The organism is Aeromonas sp. 603079 (assembly GCF_049172135.1).
GTDB lineage: Bacteria > Pseudomonadota > Gammaproteobacteria > Enterobacterales > Aeromonadaceae > Aeromonas > Aeromonas veronii.
Genome location: NZ_JAAKPX010000007.1, coordinates 91,112 through 107,229, shown reverse-complemented (window position 1 = coordinate 107,229; position 16,118 = coordinate 91,112). Strand labels below are relative to the sequence as shown.

General features: G+C 59.1%; 11 protein-coding genes. 4 read left to right on the top strand and 7 right to left on the bottom strand.

What is annotated here, in order from left to right; translation table 11 throughout:
- Positions 1–25: 25 nt before the first annotated feature.
- Positions 26–1,123, bottom strand: a complete 1,098-nt coding sequence (locus G5287_RS06800) for a hypothetical protein (RefSeq protein ID WP_421231064.1) — start codon at positions 1,121–1,123, stop codon at positions 26–28.
- A 943-nt stretch (positions 1,124–2,066) separates the two neighbouring features.
- On the opposite strand from G5287_RS06800, the gene G5287_RS06795 reads away from it, so the two are divergent.
- Positions 2,067–2,444: a hypothetical protein gene (locus G5287_RS06795; RefSeq protein ID WP_227342306.1), complete on the top strand. Its 378-nt coding sequence runs from the start codon at positions 2,067–2,069 to the stop codon at positions 2,442–2,444.
- A 374-nt stretch (positions 2,445–2,818) separates the two neighbouring features.
- Here the strand turns inward: G5287_RS06795 and G5287_RS06790 are convergent, their stop codons facing one another.
- From G5287_RS06790 to G5287_RS06780, 3 genes are all read right to left on the bottom strand, one after another.
- A complete protein-coding gene (locus G5287_RS06790) occupies positions 2,819–3,343 on the bottom strand; it encodes a protein disulfide oxidoreductase (protein ID WP_216978388.1) in 525 nt (174 codons plus the stop codon).
- A gap of 142 nt (positions 3,344–3,485) precedes the next feature.
- Positions 3,486–5,528: a protein-disulfide reductase DsbD family protein gene (locus G5287_RS06785; RefSeq protein WP_337072820.1), complete on the bottom strand. Its 2,043-nt coding sequence runs from the start codon at positions 5,526–5,528 to the stop codon at positions 3,486–3,488.
- Between the two features lie 50 nt (positions 5,529–5,578).
- Positions 5,579–5,965: a hypothetical protein gene (locus G5287_RS06780; RefSeq protein WP_421208660.1), complete on the bottom strand. Its 387-nt coding sequence runs from the start codon at positions 5,963–5,965 to the stop codon at positions 5,579–5,581.
- Between the two features lie 615 nt (positions 5,966–6,580).
- Between G5287_RS06780 and G5287_RS06775 the strand changes: the two genes are divergently transcribed.
- Positions 6,581–10,456: an SNF2-related protein gene (locus G5287_RS06775; protein WP_421231063.1), complete on the top strand. Its 3,876-nt coding sequence runs from the start codon at positions 6,581–6,583 to the stop codon at positions 10,454–10,456.
- Positions 10,457–10,612: 156 nt separating this feature from the next.
- Here G5287_RS06775 and G5287_RS06770 read toward each other — a convergent pair whose 3' ends face one another.
- A complete protein-coding gene (locus G5287_RS06770; protein WP_421231062.1) occupies positions 10,613–11,506 on the bottom strand; it encodes a DNA replication terminus site-binding protein in 894 nt (297 codons plus the stop codon).
- A gap of 527 nt (positions 11,507–12,033) precedes the next feature.
- On the opposite strand from G5287_RS06770, the gene G5287_RS06765 reads away from it, so the two are divergent.
- Both G5287_RS06765 and astE read left to right on the top strand, forming a co-directional pair.
- Positions 12,034–12,243 carry a DUF1127 domain-containing protein gene (locus G5287_RS06765; RefSeq protein WP_005337823.1) on the top strand — a complete coding sequence of 70 codons (210 nt, stop codon included), beginning with the start codon at positions 12,034–12,036 and terminating at the stop codon, positions 12,241–12,243.
- A gap of 294 nt (positions 12,244–12,537) precedes the next feature.
- Entirely contained in the window at positions 12,538–13,563 is a 1,026-nt protein-coding gene (gene astE / locus G5287_RS06760; RefSeq protein ID WP_158112368.1) for a succinylglutamate desuccinylase, read from the top strand.
- 159 nt (positions 13,564–13,722) lie between these two features.
- Here the strand turns inward: astE and G5287_RS06755 are convergent, their stop codons facing one another.
- Positions 13,723–15,276 (bottom strand): LysM peptidoglycan-binding domain-containing protein, encoded by a 1,554-nt coding sequence (locus tag G5287_RS06755; RefSeq protein ID WP_421231061.1) that lies wholly within the window; start codon positions 15,274–15,276, stop codon positions 13,723–13,725.
- A 70-nt stretch (positions 15,277–15,346) separates the two neighbouring features.
- Positions 15,347–16,111, bottom strand: a complete 765-nt coding sequence (gloB, locus tag G5287_RS06750) for a hydroxyacylglutathione hydrolase (RefSeq protein WP_421171792.1) — start codon at positions 16,109–16,111, stop codon at positions 15,347–15,349.
- Positions 16,112–16,118 lie beyond the last annotated feature (7 nt).

Below are 16,118 nucleotides of genomic sequence, written 5' to 3'. Positions count from 1 at the left end.
CGGGCTGGTTAGCCCGGCGGGTTGATTAAATACGAGAGGAAAACGTGTCGAAATCAGAGGCTGATGCCGTCAGTTTTTCATCCAGCGCCTCTTTGTTAAGCAGATTCATACCGTTGCTGTCGGTCTGCAGTTGGATCACCCCATCTTCAATAACGGCTTCGCCATTTTCCTGCGTTACCGGTTTGAACAGTGGCGTGGTAATCACGTCGGTCATGATGGCTGCTAATTTGTAGCCGTGGTCGATAAGCGTTATGATCTCTTCCGACTCATCAATTTTGGTGGTGATATTTTTTTGATGACGTTCAACGATGACCGCGTGCATCGCTTTCAGTGGTTCAAAGTAATGCTGAACGAAGACGGCATGCATACAGGTGATCGACTCATAAATACTATTTACATATTGCTGCACTGTTGTTAGATGTGCTTCAGCTGCATTCATTTTCTCTACAGCCGCGCTCACTTCACGGGAGCTTTGGTAGGCGTTGTTAAGCGCTTTTTCTGCATGGTTATCGTAGGCCCAGCCAGCAATAGCTATCAGTGGAGCCACCACCGCGCCGCCAAGTACCATCGCACCGCCTGCCATCCCCCAACCACCAGCAGCTAGCGAACCGCCACCAATTGCCGCCATCGTGGCATTATAAGCTGCCGCACCAGACAGCGCCGCAATCGGCGTTCCGGTAGAAGCCGCAGCAAAAGCCATCACTCCGCTGTACACGGCAAAACCGGCGGCGGCGCCAGAAACGCCAGCACCGACAACCGTGGTCAGGTATTCTGTTGCCGAAATAGCCAGGTTCTGAATCTTATTAATGCTGTGCTTTGGTACCGTCAGCTTGAGATTCTTATGCCCATCCTTTGCCATTCGTTCAAGAAGTTCAATAGCAATTGTATTGAACTCATTGAAATCATTACCTATTTTAAGCTCCGCTTCGCCTAATTCTGCGAGTTTTTCTGAGGTCGTCTTGTTGGCCGTCTCAAAACTATCTTTATGTTTATCAAAACGGCGCTGTGCGCGATCTAATACGTCGTCGGCTTCTGATTTTTTCTGGTAGCCGTCATACGCTTTTTTTCCACCAAACGCTGTTGCCGCTGCCGCGGCACCCAGAATAATGAAAGGTAATGCCATCGATTGTTATCTCCTGTGCTAAATAAGTTTTGAACGATCGTCAACAGTGGAGTATTGGGTTAGGCGGTATTTCTGTCTGATTCATCCCGTATCTGTATTACACCGTGCTGTGGTCAAGTAAAACTGGCAACGGCTTTCAGCTCCCTGATATCCCGAGTCAGTGAAGACAAACAGTTCCTTGCCATGGACTCGATATTCACTCAATTGAAGTTGTGCTCGTTGGCTGGTCTGGTCTCCAAGCTGTGGGTGAGGACACATTTGGCATGAACGCCGATATGGACCTTCATACCGAGATACTATTGATTTCCTTTTGGGTCAGTTGAATCTTAAAGTCACGCTCTCCACGCTTGTTATTGGTGGAGTTGGGGGCCATCGATGACAGTGGCATCGACCAGAGAACCTTGCTTCATCATGAAGTCAGCCTCACACCACGAGAGTTGGACTTCGCTGCGAACTACATAAATCTCAGCTTAAAACCCACGCAGCCCCCGTGGATTACAGCTGCCAATATGCTCCATTGACCAGCAAGGACAGCAACTCAGCGCAGTAATAGGCACCGGATGGCTATGTTAATCCAATCGAATCTGGTCTCACCAGTCAAAAATTGACGTAACTATCAGGAATATCTGCGTTTTATGCGCTGGCTCAAGAAATCGCTGAGGCAGGGAAAGGATTCCCATGGCCCTTGATTTTATTAGGGGTTGGCGGGTGTGGCGGGAAAGTAGGGGACAGGCTTGCCGCTGAGGAAGGGTTGGCCGGGGACAATCCCGCTCCGGCAATCGGCGCTATAGTGCGGGCGATGGTTGCCCTGTGCTCCGCTCCCAAGCTGGCGAGACGTGGGATCTGCGGCAACAATCAGCTGTTGCCATCACAGCCATTTGCAACACATCGTCATGCAAATATGACCATGCAAACACATCACCAGAGAGAGAGGAGATCTCCCATGAAGCGTACCATCCTGTTCGGCCTGCTCTGCGGCAGCGTGCTGCTGGCCAATCCGGTCTTTGCCAACGACGCAGCCCAGTTGCAGTGCGAGGCGCAGGCCGCGGCCAAAAAGCTTAACGGCGCCGCCAAGACCAGCTTTGTCGGAAAGTGCGTGAAAGATGCCGCTGGCGCCGCAACTGGCGAGTGCGAGAAGGCGGCCGCCGACAAGAAGCTGGCCGGTGCGGCCAAAAACAGCTTTATCCAGAAGTGCGTGAAGACGGGCGCGGCGGTGGATCCGGTGGCCAAGTGCGAGAAGGCGGCAGCCGACAAGAAGCTGGCTGGCGCGGCCAAGAACAGCTTTGTCCAGAAGTGCGTGAAGGATAGCGCCGCCAAGTAAGGCATTTTCTCATCCGGTGTGTTTGCGGGGGGCCATAAGGCCCCCCGTGCTTTTTATGCGTAGTGAACGCCGTGAAGCCCAAGCGTTGTCGGGAACATTAAACTCGGTTGCTGATCTTCTATGACCGGGCTCCCTATCTGGTTTTGGACATATTATCTCCCGCTTGCTGGGCTTTGCCTTGTTCAGCGTCAACCCATGAATGGTATCCATCACGGTTCACCGCCCACGCGATCGCCGATGGATTACCACTTCCGATTTGAGCCATTAACCCGCGAGGGGGCCACCCATCACTGATAAATAGGCATCGGATGGCTGGCGATAAGCCCCTCTTCAGCGGGAAGAGGGGCCGCAATAGTGCTCCCTGGCGGGCCGAGTTAGCCGAGGCTGGCCCAGGCCAACCGCAGTTTCAGTCCCGGGCCCGAGCTCCAGCCAGTGGTGGAGCTCACCACTTTACCCTGCTTGATGATGAGGAAGCTGGGGGTGACGCTCACCTGCCAGCGGGCGGCAAGGTCGCCATGCTCATCATTGTGGGTCGGGAAGGTCAGCCCCTTCCTGGCCATCCCCTGCTGCAACCTGGCTTGGTCGCCGGAGCGCAGCGCCACTGTCAGCACGTTTTCGCCGTCTCGCCATAGCTGCTCCACTGTCGGTGTGGTAACACGGCAGACTGCGCACCAGCTGGCCCAGTAATAGATCAGCAGTGGTCTGTCCCGACTCATTGTCTGCAGGTCGGCCAGAGTGCCATCTTGCAGCAGCAGTTGAGGCAGCGGGCTTTCCTCTGGCAGCGCCGGACTGCGCCAGAGGTCCAGCGCCGTCGAAATAATCACCGCCAACAGCAGCAGCCAGAGGGCCTCCTTGCTCCAGCGGCGCAGACGGAGGATCCGGGATGATGTTGCTGTCATGACTGCCCCTTGATGACCAGTGCGTTTTTGACGTTGCCCCCGAGCGCTATATGAGGGAGATCAGCCGATTGCCGATAATTTCCCCCTTGCGCTGCGGGTATGCCCCGCTCTCCCGGCAGGGTCTGTATGAGCAGGATATATCTCATCTTGTTTCTCCTTGAACAGGGGCGTTCGCAGCGTGCTCCAGAGTGGCCAGCAGAGTTGCACGATCCAGCAGGGGAGAGAGGATCTCGCCACCCGGTAGCCCGGGGCCATAGATTTGGTTGAAAGGAATGGCCACACTGCCGCGTTGGCGCAAGAAGCCGGCGATGCTGTCTGAGGGGCGGCTCCAATCCCCGCGCAAGGCCACCACATCGGGGGCACTCAGGGCTCGTTGCACATCATCGCGCAGCAGCACGTTGAATTTGTTGGCTTTGCAGGTGATGCACCAGTCGGCGGTCACATCGACGAAGACCCGCTTGTGTTGTGCCAGGGCGTCCTGGATGGCCTGCTCCGAGAGTGGCTGCCAGTGGACGGTATCCTGTTGTGGTTTGCCCTCCATGGTGAAGGCGCCGCCGAGCAGCAGGGCTGCGGCCAGCAAGCAGCCCAGCGCCAGCCCCAGGGTTACACCGCGAATACCGTGGCGCCATACGACCGCCAGCAGCAGGGCTGCCAGTATCAGAGCCATCAGGATCACCACCCCGTTATGGCCGATATGGTTGCCAAGCAGGCTGAGCAGCCAGAGGCTGGAGCCCAGCATCATCAGGCCGAGCAGGATGCGCAGGCGCCCCATCCAGCGTCCCGGTTTTGGCAACCAGAGCGCGAGACGGGGCAGGGCGGCGATGAGCAGCCATGGCAGGCTCATGCCAATCCCCAGTGCGGTAAAGACAAGCCAGAGTTGACCGGATGGCGCCCCGAGCGCAAAGGCGACTGCGGTGCCAAGGAAAGGGGCGGAGCAGGGTGTTGCCAGCAGAGTGGCAAAGCAGCCCTGCATAAAGTGACCGGCCATGCCGTTGCCACCCGCGGTTGCCAGACGGGTGTTGACATTGCTCGATAACCTGATCTCGAACAGCCCCAGCAGGTTGGCACAGAACAGCAAGGTCACCACGACCATGAAGCCGATAAACCAGACGCTCTGGAACTGGATACCCCAGCCGACGGCCCCCTGGGTGGCGCGCAGCAGGGTGCTCATCAGTGCCAGCGTCCAAAAGGAGACCAGGATACCTGCGCTTGCCGCCAGGAACTGCAAGCGAACCGGGCGACGCTCACGGGTCTCCAGTTGCAGTACTGATCCCAGCTTGAGGGCCAGCACCGGCAACACACAGGGCATCAGGTTGAGAATAAGCCCCCCAAGCAGTGCTGCCCCCAGGATCCAGCGCAGCGAGTGGCCACCAGCGGGTAGTGGCAGGGGATCACCTATGGTGACCTGGCTCTGCCAGGCTTCGTCACCGTTGACCAGTACCACGCCCAGTTGCTGATGACGGATATCCGGTGCATCCCCTTGCCAGCCATCGCTGACCGGAATGCGGGCAATCAGGGTATTGCCCTGCACCTCCAGGCTGGGCTCGCCAAACTCGACCCCCTCCAGCTGCTGGAGGAAAATCTGCGGAGCCCGCCACCCCTCTTGCTGCTTAGCGCTCAGCTGTAGCCGGTTTTGCTGGTAGCCGGCCTGGAGGTTGACGCTCTTGGGCATGGCTTGAGGCAGCTTGCTCATCGCCTGTGCATAGGCAAGGTCGAATCCGTCCGGTGCCGTACCATCCAGAGCAAGGGCAAAAGGGTAGTCGGTCAGGATGCAGACGTTACTGCAGGTTGAAAGGCGTAACGTGCCGGTCAGCGCCTTGCGGTTGCCATGGCCAAGGCTGATGGGAAAGGTTACGGCCTGCTGATACCCCTGGGTCGACATGCCGCTGACCGCGAATCGCTCTGGCACTGGCCAGTGCCATTGTTGAGTGAGTTTGGGATCATCCCAGAGAATTTCAGGGGCAATTCCCCCTTCACCCGGGTTTTGCCAATAGGTTTTCCAGCCGGACTCGAGTGCCAGACTGAGCAGCACCCGGGGCTGTGCCGGATCCCGGCTATCTGCTTGCAGCCGGATTTGTGCGTGATCGTTGCGGGGGCTGGTGAGCCAGCCGGTATCGCTGGCCAATCCGATGGATTGCCACAGCAGGCTGCCCAGCAAGAGGGCAGTCTTGAAGATGTTTGACATGGTGTTGTCTCTTGAAAATGAAAGTCAGGGTTGTTTAAGCCGCGACTGACTCATTCTCGCCAGACACAAAGGGTGAGATGAAGCCGCCGTTCTGGCGGGGAGATATTTCTGGGTGGGGGGAGGGGGGGCGAGCAACGGGGCAGTGGTGCCAGCAGGGCGATCAGGAATGCGATGGCAAAGAAGAGCTGTTCGGCGCATTGCACGCTGGCGGCACTGAGCCACTTGCCGTTGAGCTGGCAACTGCCGGGTTGCGGCGTTGCTGCGCGGCCATCCTCATCGACATCGACATCGATGGCGGAGGATGGGACGGTCAGCATATGGCAGCCAGCGGCTATCTCCAGCTGAGCCAGCCTGGTCAGCGGCTGGAGTGCACAATTGAGCAGCAGAATGCAGACCAGCAGCAGGAGTCTTGTCGCCACGCGTTGTCGCAAAATCATGTTGCTCCTGCCCTCTTGGAATGGGGCACATCCTATCGATCAATGACAGCCCGGGCAAGCCGGTCGGATGAAGCCCCGTTTCTTGCAACCGGTGAGTCGCCACGTTTGCCCTCGTAGCTGGCCGAGTACCGAGCGTGCTGGCCAGATCAGTCTGCCAATGCTCCGGACAAGGGGGGAGTCGTTCAGCTGCCAATCGCCGATAATGCCCCGCGCATTCCGGCGGTCAGGGCCAACAGCCCCCTCGAGCCCTGAATGGAAATGGGTATATGGGATCCATGCCGCGACGAGGAAGGCCGGGTTGGAGATGGTTCATTTGGTGCAAGATCATCTCTTTAGGTCGTCAAAAATTGAAAGCGTTTTCAGAAATCCTTTTCAATTGTGATCCGCTTCAAAGCTTTTTAATACGTCAACCTCTAGCATTGGCCCCACGAATTAGGGGCTAGCGCTCCCGATTTTCCCGCTGTGGGAGGTAACCGGATGATCCGGCTATTTCCTTCGTTACTTTCGACGGTCATCATGGATGGCCGTTTTTTTTTGAGTTATTTCACGGTAAAGGGTCGAGCCGCTGGCGCTTTACCGTTAAAATTCCGCTTTTGCACTTGCCCGTGAGTCTTGATGTCTGCGTCCACCCTCTCTTCGGATAGTTATGCCCTGCTCGCCACCCTGCAATTGCAGCGCGTTGCCAGTACCCGTTTGCTGCAAGAACAACTGGCGATAGGCCATGCCCTGATCGATAAACTGACCCGACTGCAGGATGCTGGGCTGGTCAGATTGCGCGGGGAGCAGCAGTGGAGCCTGACCGCCGAGGGGACGCTGGCGCTGATCCTGGGGGTGCGTGCCGGTCTTTGCCCGGCGCCGGACTGGAGCCGGGTGCCCTCATTGACCGGGCAGGATCTCACCCATGCGGTGGTGCGCGAGCTCTGCCGCGGCAAGGCGGGGGAGATCCCGACCTATTTCTCGGCCAGCGATCTGCTGACCCTGCTCGATACCCCGGACGCTCACCAGTTGCTGGCGGGCTCCAGCCCCGCCTGGCAGCAACTGTTGCTGGAGCACTTCTCGCTGCAACTCTTGCTCGATGCCCCCTATGAAGAGCGCTGGCCGCTGGCCAATGCGCTGGTGCGCTGCGCTCCCGAGGTGCAGGCCCGGGCCAAAGCGTTCGAGGCGGAGTGGCGCTGGCTCTGCGGGGATGGCGAGAGCACATCGCCAACCGGCGAGGACCAGGATGCCGCCCCCGGCTGGCCAGCCCTGCAGGCACTGGCCCAGCAGAGCCAGAGCGGCCCGCTTGGCGAGCGGCTGCTCACCGCGCTGGGCCAGTGGCAGGCAACCGATGAGGGCGAGGCGGGCCAGTGGCCCCGTTCATTCAGCGCCCTGCTCTGGCTTGGCTGGTTGCAGCAGGCCGATCCCGTCATCGCCAGCGAACAGCGCAAGAAGTGGCAGCGCAGCCTGACTGGTCAGTTCCCCCTGCTTGCCGACCTGCTCAGCCAGTGGGCGGGGGATCGCCACGGTCAGGCGGTCGGCCTGTTCGATACTTTGCAACTGCCGGTAGAGGAGCTCCACTGGGGCTATCTCTGGCTCGATCTCTGCGCGCTGGCCCGTCACGGTGCCCAGAGCCCGCAGGTGGCCATGTTGCACAAGTGGGATCTCTCCCATCTGCTCGATGCCGAGCCCCATCATCGCCTTATGGCATTTTGTCAGGATCTGCTGCGTATCTTGTTGGGCGAGGCGGCCAAAGGGGCGCCCTTGTGCCAACTGCGCGGCAGTGAGGAGAGTGCGCAAGAGGGCTGTGACGAGCAGGATGATGACGGGGACGAGGATAAAACCGCGGCCTCTGCCAGCTGGCTCAACTGGTTGCAGGGGCTGGGACGCTCCAGTGGCGTACGCAAGCCGCAGGAGCGGTTGGTGTGGCTGCTCCATGCTGACGGCCCCGAGCTGGAGTGCAAGATCCAGAAACTCAGTACCAAGGGGGAGTGGACGGCGGGCCGCCGGGTCGATCCGGCCTTGCTCTCCACCCAGTATGCCGCCATGCTCGACGAGCATGACTGGGCAGTGGTGCGCACCCTGCCGCGGGTGATGGGACGCTTGCCCCGGGATGTCTGGGCGCCGCTGGCCGATCACCCCCGCCTGTTCAACGCCAAGGGGCAGAAGCTGCAGCTCGCCATCACGGCGCCGCTGCTGCAGATTATCGCGACCGAAGAGGGGATGAGTGCCTTGCTGATCCCAGATGCAGCCGCCCGCGGGGCCCATATCATGCCGCTGGCGCAGGATCTGTGGCAGCTGATCCTCACCCCGCAGCCGCTGCTCGACCGCTTGCCTGCGCTCGAATCCATCCCGCTGCTGCCCGCCGAGGGGCTGGCCGAGCTGCAACGCACCCTGGACGCTATTCCCGAGCTGCCCTGGCACAGTCAGGTTGCGGGGCTTAGCGGCAACGCCGAACTGGCTCCCTGGCCGGGCATTCCTTCGGTGCAACTGGATTGGCAGGATGGCCAGCTGTCGGTCAAGCTGGTGACCCGCTTTGAGGATCTGCCGCCCCAGCCCCTTGGCAAGGGGGAGGCGATCGTGCGGCAGGGGATCAAGGCGTACCACTATTGGCAGCGGGATCTCGCGGCCGAGAAGCTGCAGGCCCAGCTACTGCGCAATCAACTCCCCATCGGCCTGCCCGGCAGCGAGTGGCTGCTGCAGGGGGAACAGGCGCTGGCGCTGGTCAATGCCCTGCCCGAGCTGGTGGATACCGGTGTGGTCATTCACTGGCATCAGGACAGCGCTCGCCTCAAGAGCCTTGATGAAGCTGCTCTGAGCCTGCGCATCGAGCGGCGGCAGGACTGGTTCCAGGTCGAAGGGGCACTGGCGCTTGATGAGCACCAGATCCTCGATCTGCGCCTTATTCTGCGCCAGATGACCCCGGGGCAGCGCACCGTTCAGCTCGACGAGAAGACCAGCCTGATGCTGAGCGACAAGCTGGTGGAGCGGCTCACCATGCTGGGGGCCATGCTCGATGAAGAGCAGCGCATCAACAACAAGCTGGCCTATCCCCTGACTCGCCTGCTCTCGGTCATTACCACCGAAGGGGATGCGGCGTGGCAATCCCTGCAGCAGGAGTGGCAGCAGGAGGTCGATTGCCCGGACGAGCTGCTTACCTCCCTGCGGGACTATCAGAAAGAGGGGGTGCGCTGGATGGCGACCCTGGCCCATCACGGCTTTGGTGCCTGTCTGGCCGATGACATGGGTCTGGGCAAGACGCTGCAGGCGCTGATTGTGTTGCGCATGCGCCAGCACCTTGGCCCTGCGCTGGTGGTGGTGCCCAAGTCAGTGGTCACCAACTGGCAGGAGGAGGTGGCCCGTTTCGCCCCCGAGCTTGATGTGGTGGTGTTCGAGAACCCGGCCGAGCGGGAGGGGATTATTCGCGAGGCCAAGGCCGGTCAGGTGATCCTCATCAACTACGGCATGCTCGGCAGCCTGGCGGAGGCGCTCAAGTCCCGCCGCTGGTCCAGCATGGTGCTCGATGAGGCGCAGCAGATCAAAAACGCCGGCACCCAGCGCGCCAAGCTGTTGTTCCAGCTCGACGGCGATTTTCGCCTCGCCCTCTCCGGCACCCCCATCGAGAACCATCTGGGGGAGCTGTGGAGCCTGTTCACCTTTATCAACCCGGGGCTGCTCGGCAGCCTTGGCGAGTTCAAGCGTCGCTTTGGCAAGGCGGTCAAGGATCCCCAGCACATGGCGCTGCTGCGGGCGGTGATCAGCCCCTTTATCCTGCGTCGTCTCAAGCAGCAGGTGCTGACCGAGCTGCCGGACAAGACCGAGATCATCCACCACATCAGCCTCTCCCCCGAAGAGCGCCAGCTCTACGAGGCGACCCGGCGGGAAGTGGTGCAGCAGGTGCAAAGCGCCGATGGCCGCGCCCTGATGCATGTGCTGAGTGGCCTGACCCGGCTGCGCCGCCTATGCTGCTCGCCGGAGCTGGTGATGCCAGAGTGGTCGCAAACCAGCAGCAAGCTGGACGAGGCGATGGCCCTGCTGGAAGAGGCGATCGACGGCGGTCATCGGGTGCTGGTGTTCAGCCAGTTCGTCGATCTGCTGAGTCTGTTGCGGACCCGCATCGAGCAGAAGTCTTGGGACTACTGCTATCTGGATGGGGGCTGCTCCGCCAAGTCCCGTCAGGACTCCATCCTGCGTTTTCGTCATGAGGAAGTGCCGCTGTTCCTCATCAGCCTCAAGGCGGGGGGGACCGGCCTCAACCTCACCCAGGCCGATACCGTGCTGCACCTCGATCCCTGGTGGAACCCGGCGGTGGAAGATCAGGCGAGCGATCGGGCGCACCGGATGGGCCAGACCCAGCCGGTGACCGTGTACCGGCTGGTGTGCGAGCAGACGGTGGAGGAGAAGATTGTCGCCCTGCACGACGAGAAGCGGGCGCTGGCAGATGGTCTGCTGAGCGGCCAGTCCGAGGTGCGTGGGCTGGATGTGGAGAGCCTGCGGGCCCTGCTGATGGGCTGATTGGCGACGCCGCCTGACATACCGTCTATCGATACAGAAAAGGGGAGAACATCCAGAGATGTTCTCCCCTTTTCTCGTTTGGGACGCAGATGCGGGATACTCGTTTATCGCGGCAAGGCGACGCAGTTATCCCTGCACCAGCTATCCCTGATCCAGTCACCCCTGATAGAGATAGAGGTGCAGCCGCTCGATGATGGGCTCGCCGCCAATTTTGCGATCTCGCCGCGCCTGCCGGCTCTTGGGAGGATAGTTGCCCAGATGGGTGACTGCGGGCGGGGTATCCGAGCAGAGCAGCAGAGGCAGGCTCGCCTTGATCTGCTGCTTGCGCGGGGTGCGCTCCAGCCAGAGCAGGTTGATCATCGGGTGAGTCTTGACCGGGCGGCGGATCCGCAGCTCGGCATCGGCGGGCAGACGGCGAATGTCGTACACCTCCTGATCCACCATCTTGCTCCACTCCTCGTTGTTGGAGAGGGCCGGTATATAGCGGCGGCTGCGCTCCAGCATCTCCAGCACCTGCTCGCGACTTAGGCGATTGATGGTCTGCTTGTCAGCCCAGGTAAAGCCGAGGGATTGCAGCTCCCCCGCCAACAGGGTCAGTTTGCGGTAGACCTGCAGGGTGATCACGCCGGGCAGGGCGGTATGTACCAGCTCGAACTTATCGTCCCGTCCCCCCGCCTGCTGCACCAGCGCCTTGAAATCGAGCTTGTGCTGGTTGATTTGGTCGATCAGCGGTTGCAGCAAGGGGGCTGCGGCGGCAGGAAAGCGCAACCAGCCGGGCAGCCGATGAGTTGCCTTGGTGGAGCAGCCGGGGCGGGCGCTGTGGTCCCGATAAGCGGCGAGGGTGGCCGCCAGTGCGGCTTCACCGTTGAGATAGCCCACCTCAATTTGCTCGATCGGGTCGTGCTCTTCCCCCTGCGCCACCGGGGGGAGGGGATAGACATGGGCCTCCTGCAGCTCGAGCTGGCCAAGCAGATCGGCCAGCTGGTTGAGAGAGGTTTCAATGGCGGCCATCTGTTGACGCAGGGCGGCGGTAGGGGTAAAGGTATCCATCGATGATCCTGTGGTCTGACCCGCTGTTGACGACATCAGGTATGACATCTGCTGCGGGTAGCAAAACTACTGTATAAATAAACATACCAGCATGCGGTTGGAGTGCCAAGAGGCACTTTGGGGAGGAGGCAATGTGCGCCTCTGAATGGGGATGCAGTAAGGGTTTTATTTATGTTTCGGCATGTTAAATAAAGATCGCCACAAGATCATTAAATTAACAATCACGTGTAACTCCGCTGTTGCCAGCTGTTCACACCTTGTCCATCCCTGCATATGTAAAGCAGTAAAATGCATATATAGATGGGTGCCATGCAGCACAATATGCTGCGCGACTCTGCTGGCCAACCATGAAGATAATTAGTTGTTTAAAATCAAAGCGTTAAAATTAAATCCTGCCATTTTTAGACATTAGATTTACTAATGTAACGTATCAAAATTCGTCAATTGAGTCGGTCTGACTCCCTGACTAAGCTTTGCGCATCAAATTGAAGCCCAGTGCGTAAACAAATATTCAGAGGAGCCACATCATGGCCAACATGACTTATACCGAAACCGGTTACCAGCATTCCAGCCAATTGAATCTGGTTGCTCGCGTTAAAATGACCGTTCTGACCTGGCTGGAGCGCAGCCGTAGCCGTCGTCAGCTCTCCGAGCTGCCCGAGTACCTGCTCAAAGACATCGGCCTGAACGAAGCTGACCGTTATCAAGAGACCACCAAGCCGTTCTGGCGTGGTTGATCTACCGGGCATGGATGCCTTGTTTTTCTGCTGAGTCGTTTGCTGTTCTGCCCCTGTGGGGACCAACTGCCAGGTCTGTTATTGTCTGTTTTATCTCCCCCCGTTTTCCCCCTGTTATTTGTTGATCCTTTTTCCTCTCCTCTTTATTCCACATCGCTACTGTCATTGCTGTCATCGTTCGATTGTTATCACATTTGTATCGTTAATGTTTGAATTTGTTTAAAAAATGATTTTAAGCCACGATGCCTTGCGTATAATCCGGCCATAGTATTCCAGAGCGAGAGGGTGAGACGGATGATTCCCCAGCACGATTTTTTGGCCTTGACCCGCAGCCATGAGTGGCAGCTTGAGCCCTTTGAATTTGCCCTGCCCGATGGTGCGCGGGTCAGCGTCTGGGATACGGGCGTGCTCTGTCTGGAGCCTGCCCGTGGCGCGGGCGATCAGCCGGGAGGACGCAAGGATATCGTCCTCTCCTGCGGTATCCACGGCAACGAGACTGCCCCCATCGAGATCTGCAACCAGCTGCTGAGCCGTCTGCTCTCAGGCGAGCTGAGCGCCCGCCATCGGGTGCTGTTCCTGTTTGGCAATCCGGCGGCGATGAATCTGGGGCTGCGAGAAGTGGAGGAGAACATGAACCGGCTCTTCTCTGGCGCCCACAGCAAGGGGGAGGGGCTCTGCAATCGGGAGCGGATCCGTGCCATGCGCCTCGAGCAGTATGTTAGCCGCTTCTTTGCCGATCCGGCTCGTCCCCGTTACCACTACGATCTGCACACCGCCATTCGCGGTTCGCGCCACGAGAAGTTCGCCGTCTACCCCTTTCCCCACGAGCGGCCCCACTGCCGCGAGCAGGTGCAGTTCCTCGGCGCCTGCGGGGTGCGCACCATTCTGCTCTCCGCCAGCCCGACCACGACCTTCAGCTACTACAGCTCCCGCCAGCATGGGGCCCATGCCTTTACGGTGGAGCTGGGCAAGGTACGGCCATTTGGTGAGAACGATATGACCCGCTTTATCGAAACCCGGCAGGCACTGCAGGAGCTGGTCACTCAGGATGAGGTGGCGCTGGAGCCGTGGCGGGCGGACGATTTCACCCTGTTTGCCATCGATCGGGTGATCACCAAAAAATCGGAGCAGTTTCGCTTTCTATTCGCCAGCGATGTGGACAACTTCACCGAGTTCCCGCAAGGGTTCGTGTTGGCCGAGGATGGTGAGCTGCGCTACACGGTCGAGAAGCCGCGTGAGGCGGTGGTCTTCCCCAATGCCAATGTGGCGATCGGCCAGCGCACAGTGCTGATGGTGGTGCCGACAAGGCTTTGGGAATAGCAGTGATAGTTTTGCCTGCAGAGCGGTGATGCATCCGCAGGTGGCGCCAAGCCATTGTTTTAGTCGGCGGCTTAGACACAGCAGCGGTTAGCCGCAGTAATAAAAAACGGGGCCAGTCAGATGACTTGCCCCGTTTTTATCGGGTTCAAGCGGTGAGGCTTAGGTGTTGTTCTTCACAAACAGTGTCAGCTCCTGACCAGGCTTGAGGTAATCCCCTTTATCCAGCTGATTCCAGCGCATCACATCGTTGATGGCCACCTGGAAGCGAGCCGCGATGGAGGAGATGGAGTCGCCACGGCGAACCTGATACACCATCGATTTGTCGCTCTTCTTCCCTTGCTTGGGATAGACCACCAGCTTCATGCCTGGCTTGAGCGCCGACTTGGCATTCAGACCATTCCACTTGGCGAGCTCTTCGTGGGAGACTCCGTGCGCCTGGCTGATGCTCCACAGGTTGTCACCCGAGCGCACCTTGTAACTGACCTTGGCCTTCTGGCTGCTGCCACGGCTTGCCAACTGCTGCGGTTTGCTGGCGGAGCTGGCCTTGCTGCTGACCTGACCGTGGGTCGGGATCACCAGTTGCTGACCGCGACGCAGGTTGTTGCTGCGCAGATTGTTGGCCAGCTTCAGCTCGTTCACGCTGACGCCATGATTCTGGGCAATGCGCGACAGGGTATCGCCACTGGTGACCTGATAGGAGCGGGTACGAATACGCTCGCTCTTGGGCAGATCGGCCAGTGCCAGCTCCAGGGTATCGGCATACTCCACCGGTACCAGCAGGCGGTAAGGGCCACGGGGCGACATCACGCCACGGCTCAGGGCCGGATTGACCTCCTTGAGCTGTGACGTGCGCAGACCGGCCAGTTGGGCGGCCACATTCAGATCGATCTGGCTGCCAGTCTCAACCACACGCAGCTTCGGCTCGTTGGCGAGCACCGGCAACTGGATATTGTACTTGTCCGCATTGCTGATCATGTCAGCCATGGCGAGGATCTTGGGCACATACATCCGGGTTTCCCGGGGCAGATCGAGCGACCAGTAGTCGGTCGGCTTGCCTGCGCGCTGATTACGTTGGATGGCGTTGCGCACCCGGCCTTCACCGGCATTGTAGGCGGCCAGCGTTTGCAGCCAGTCACCGTCAAAGAAGCGGTTCAGGTACTCCAGATAGTCGAGCGCCGCATTGGTGGAGGCCAGCACATCGCGCCGTCCATCATACCAGTTGTCGTGGCGCAGACCGAAGTTTCTGCCTGTCGCTGGCACAAACTGCCAGAGTCCGACGGCATTGCTGCGGGATCGGGCATGAGGATCAAACATGCTCTCGATCATCGGGACAGTAATAAGCTCCATTGGCAGCTCACGCCGTTCAATCTCCTCTACCATCAGATAGAGGTAGGGTTCAGCCCGGCTGGCAATGGTCGCCAGATGCTTATCATTGCGCAACAGCCACTCACGTTGCTGGCGGATGCGCGGGTTGTCCGGAGTTTCCAGTTGCATATCATCGCTGATACGCACCCACAGATTGTCCGTCTCTTCCATTTCATCCAGATGTTCATCGCCAAACAGGAAATGGGAAGAGTGTTTTTTATGCGCTTTTTTCTTGACCTGGGGGGACTTGATCGGCTCGATTGCCGTTAGCGCCCGGTCATCCTGATGGCTCAGGTTTTGGCAGCCGCTGAGCAACAGCGCTGCCAATAAGGCCGTTCGTACCTTCATCTCGTTCCGGTCATTTTTGGGAAAAACAGCCCGCATCATAAGGGGCAATGGCCCCCTGATCAAGGTTTGTTCAAAAAACGTCCTTCCACTGACGCAAGATGGTGAAGGTATCTACCGGATTTTCCACGCATTTTAGCCCCTTCTTTTCAGCAGAAAATTTTACCGAATCGAGCTCGCAGCGCAGAAAAACATTAAACTTGCGTTCATCCTCCAGCCGGGTGGGCAGGCTTGGCAGCCCTTGTTGCCGCAGTTTGCTGATCAGTCCGATCTGATCACGGATCGCCGGATTGTCCGGTTCAACTGCATAGGCAAAGCGCAGGTTGGAGAGGGTGTACTCATGGGCGCAGTAGATCAGGGTCTCGTCGGGCAGGGCGGCAAGGCGCTGTAACGAGTGGTACATCTGTTCCGGCGTCCCTTCAAACAGGCGGCCACAACCGGCCGAGAAGAGGGTATCGCCACAAAAGAGCATGCCGTTACCATAGTAAGCGATATGGCCACGGGTGTGCCCGGGCACATGGATTACCTCGAGGGCGAGGCCGTGCCAGTTGATCTGATCACCATCTTCGAGCCACTGGCCATGATGATCCGGCATAGGGTCAAGTTTGGGGCCATAGAGCCGGGCGTGGGGGAAGTGGGCAAGCAGGTCGGTGACGCCCCCGACATGGTCGTGATGGTGATGGGTCAGCAGGATGGCATCGAGCACCAGCCCCAATGCCTCGAGCCGCTCCAGCACGGGTGCGGCATCGCCCGGATCGACCACCAGACAGTGATTTTCGTGGCGGATCAACCAGATGTAGTTGTCATTAAAGGCTGGAACTGTGATCACTGGATACATGAGTCTG

Bases quoted from the DNA above. Each gene is read 5' to 3' on its own strand.
- G5287_RS06800 (WP_421231064.1), bottom strand. From the start codon at position 1,123: ATGGCATTACCTTTCATTATTCTGGGTGCCGCGGCAGCGGCAACAGCG.
- G5287_RS06795 (WP_227342306.1), top strand. From the start codon at position 2,067: ATGAAGCGTACCATCCTGTTCGGCCTGCTCTGCGGCAGCGTGCTGCTG.
- G5287_RS06790 (WP_216978388.1), bottom strand. From the start codon at position 3,343: ATGACAGCAACATCATCCCGGATCCTCCGTCTGCGCCGCTGGAGCAAG.
- G5287_RS06785 (WP_337072820.1), bottom strand. From the start codon at position 5,528: ATGTCAAACATCTTCAAGACTGCCCTCTTGCTGGGCAGCCTGCTGTGG.
- G5287_RS06780 (WP_421208660.1), bottom strand. From the start codon at position 5,965: ATGATTTTGCGACAACGCGTGGCGACAAGACTCCTGCTGCTGGTCTGC.
- G5287_RS06775 (WP_421231063.1), top strand. From the start codon at position 6,581: ATGTCTGCGTCCACCCTCTCTTCGGATAGTTATGCCCTGCTCGCCACC.
- G5287_RS06770 (WP_421231062.1), bottom strand. From the start codon at position 11,506: ATGGATACCTTTACCCCTACCGCCGCCCTGCGTCAACAGATGGCCGCC.
- G5287_RS06765 (WP_005337823.1), top strand. From the start codon at position 12,034: ATGGCCAACATGACTTATACCGAAACCGGTTACCAGCATTCCAGCCAA.
- astE (WP_158112368.1), top strand. From the start codon at position 12,538: ATGATTCCCCAGCACGATTTTTTGGCCTTGACCCGCAGCCATGAGTGG.
- G5287_RS06755 (WP_421231061.1), bottom strand. From the start codon at position 15,276: ATGAAGGTACGAACGGCCTTATTGGCAGCGCTGTTGCTCAGCGGCTGC.
- gloB (WP_421171792.1), bottom strand. From the start codon at position 16,111: ATGTATCCAGTGATCACAGTTCCAGCCTTTAATGACAACTACATCTGG.